At 53.1% G+C, this 2,605-nt stretch carries 1 protein-coding gene; it reads left to right on the plus strand.

All coding sequences use genetic code 11. The features are described from left to right. The coding region (locus V6D20_00005) for a hypothetical protein (protein ID HEY9814179.1) at nt 1–2,322 on the plus strand (2,322 nt) is incomplete at its 5' end. Nucleotides 2,323–2,605 lie beyond the last annotated feature (283 nt).

Consider the following 2,605-nt stretch of genomic DNA (forward strand, 5'->3'; position numbering starts at 1 on the left):
CCAAAGCCCACAAAACAGGATATCCAGAAGCGGGCCAAGATTAGTGGTAAGGCCCTCACAGACGCGATACAGGACCTCAAGAATGGCAAAACCCCAGGACTCTCAGGGTGGCGCAACGAGCACCTCCGAGCATTCGCGGCGCAGGCTAATGAGTGGCAGCTCACTCGCTACTTGGAATGGGCCAATGGTATTTTCGAGAAGCTTGCCACCTATGAAAATGCCCCATTGGCCTCCCTACTCGTCGCACTCTCAAAGCCTGGGAAGCCAGAAGATCAAGTCCGACCCATTGCAATCGGTGAGGTACTGTTGGCCTGCCCGGAGAAAGCCCTTGTGAAACAGCTGTCCTCCCGCATCGCTAAGTCCCTGTCTCCCTTCTCCTTCGGAGTGGGGGTCCCAGGTGGACCAGAGGCGATGGCGGTGAGCACTATGCTTCTCAACCGCTTGTACCCTAAGAAAGCCATCCTGAAGATTGACATCAAGAACGCCTTTAACACAATCTCCCGAAAAGCGCAGCTCCGCGGTATCAGAGAGTACTGCCCTGAGCTGGCTGCCCATTTTCTCTGGACCCATGGTCATTCTCTCACCTTGCGCACGAAAGGCGCAGATGCAAGATGGCACGTTGTAGAGTCAGTCACAGGCACTCGACAGGGAGGCCCCACCAGGGGCCCCAATACTATGGGAGCTGAGCCTGCCAACAAGGAGCTACGAGAGCGCATTCTGGAAAGGGATCCAACTGGTGCCCTTCTTACCATCCATGATGATGGCATCATCATCACCGAGACCAGTCAAGTGGCGAAAGCGTACGAAGATGCTGTCAGTATTTTTAGCCGGATTGGATGTGAGGTGGGCCCAGGCTCTAAGATCTTGCTCCCCAAGGGCGCACAGCCCACGGGGGAGATCACTGAGCTTGGGATCCAAGTAACCCATGAAGGCATTATGCAGGCAGGCATCCCGATTGGAACACAAGAGTACGTTCGTGTCCAATTGGAGGAGAAGCGGCTTGAGTTCAAGAATACCTTGGAGCGCATCGATCGGTTGCCCACAGTTCAGCTCAAAACGCTTGTTGCCCGATATTGTGTACCTGGCATCTTGACGCACCTCTGTCGAACACTACCCCCCGAGCAGACCGGAACGCTAGTACGAACGACAGACATTGAATTCCGCCGCTTTGTTGCAAAGCTTGTGACCGAGGCCCAGGAGGGGGTGATTCCCGTTATTCCTGAAGCGGCTTGGACACAGGCTAAGCTGCCGATTCGTTTTGCTGGCATGGGCCTAACGACCATGATGTGGATTGCCCCGCAGGCGTTTGCCGCTGGTTTTGCATCGTCCCTGCAATACATCCGCAAAAACAAGATCCTGTCAGCTGCCGAGATGGAAAGTGTGGCCCAGCGCTCCCAGCTCAACAGTCCAGACCTGCTCTGGAAAAGTGTAGCAATCGCAAATCGAGAACTAACCAACGCCTATGAGGACAAGTACAATCTGTTCAACAACTCCGTACGTGACGCACCGCAAAAAATCCAACAATCGCTCAGTACGAAAGTCTACGAACAGAGGTATGCTGACCTCTACGCCGGCCTTGAAAAAGATCACCAAATGCGGCTGATAGCTTGTAGAGCTTCGCAGTCTGGCCACTGGCTTTACGCCATCCCGTCTACCCGTGCCCTGACCATGGACGACAACTGTTTCAGCAACCGCCTGGCTAGCCGACTTGGATTGAGCCCTCCCGGCTTCTCCGTTCAGACCTGCCCTGGCACCAATGCCCGTTGTAAGTCGGCCCCCATGAGTGGATATCATGCTGAGGTGTGCCCCCTTGGCGGCTTTCAGATCAGCAGGCACAACTCTGTCCGCGATTGGATCTCCACGACTTTTCAGAAGGACTATGGCATTCCTACTAGGATCGAGCCCCGTGTCTTCAATGTGCCAGGCGATTCCCACTGTGACATCGAGGCCTCAGGAGCTGGACCGGGCGACAGAGACGTTCTGATCGATGTGTCGTTCACTCAACCACTCCAGTACAGCAGCAACGAACCGCTCTATGCTGCCAAGGAGAGAGAGACCGAGAAGGACGCAAAATACCTCTCCCTCTGCCATGATGAAGGCTTCTTCTTTGTGCCGTTTGTCATTGAGACATACGGTGGTATTGGCCCCCGCGCAACTCTATGGCTCAAGAAGCTATTCAAGAAGCTCCCCCCAAGTACGAGGACATTTCCCAACTTCACCATCAAGAGTGAGAGGGATTACTTCTACCAGAGACTGTCTGTTCTGCACCAGACCGCAACCGCCCGTTTCCAACGGAAGAAGCTGGCTGGCTTCGTCTACTAGACAGTAACAACGCACACTACTTTCTTCATTATAATTCACACTAAACTACTACTTTTGCCTTCAAAAAAAAGTCAACTGGGCTGCCCAACAAGCCGACGTGTACTGGCTCCAAGTCATCCAAGTACGCCATCGCTACGAGTACACTCAAAGCTTGCGCAAATTGTCTGGCAAGATGATTACGACTTGAGTGGTCAGCCTTACAAGACGCACACTTTAAGCATAACTTTTCCAGTTCACATATTTTTACATAGAAAACTCGTACTGTTCTCTAAGAAAAAAAAGC

Source organism: Candidatus Obscuribacterales bacterium (assembly GCA_036703605.1).
Lineage (GTDB): Bacteria > Cyanobacteriota > Cyanobacteriia > RECH01 > RECH01 > RECH01.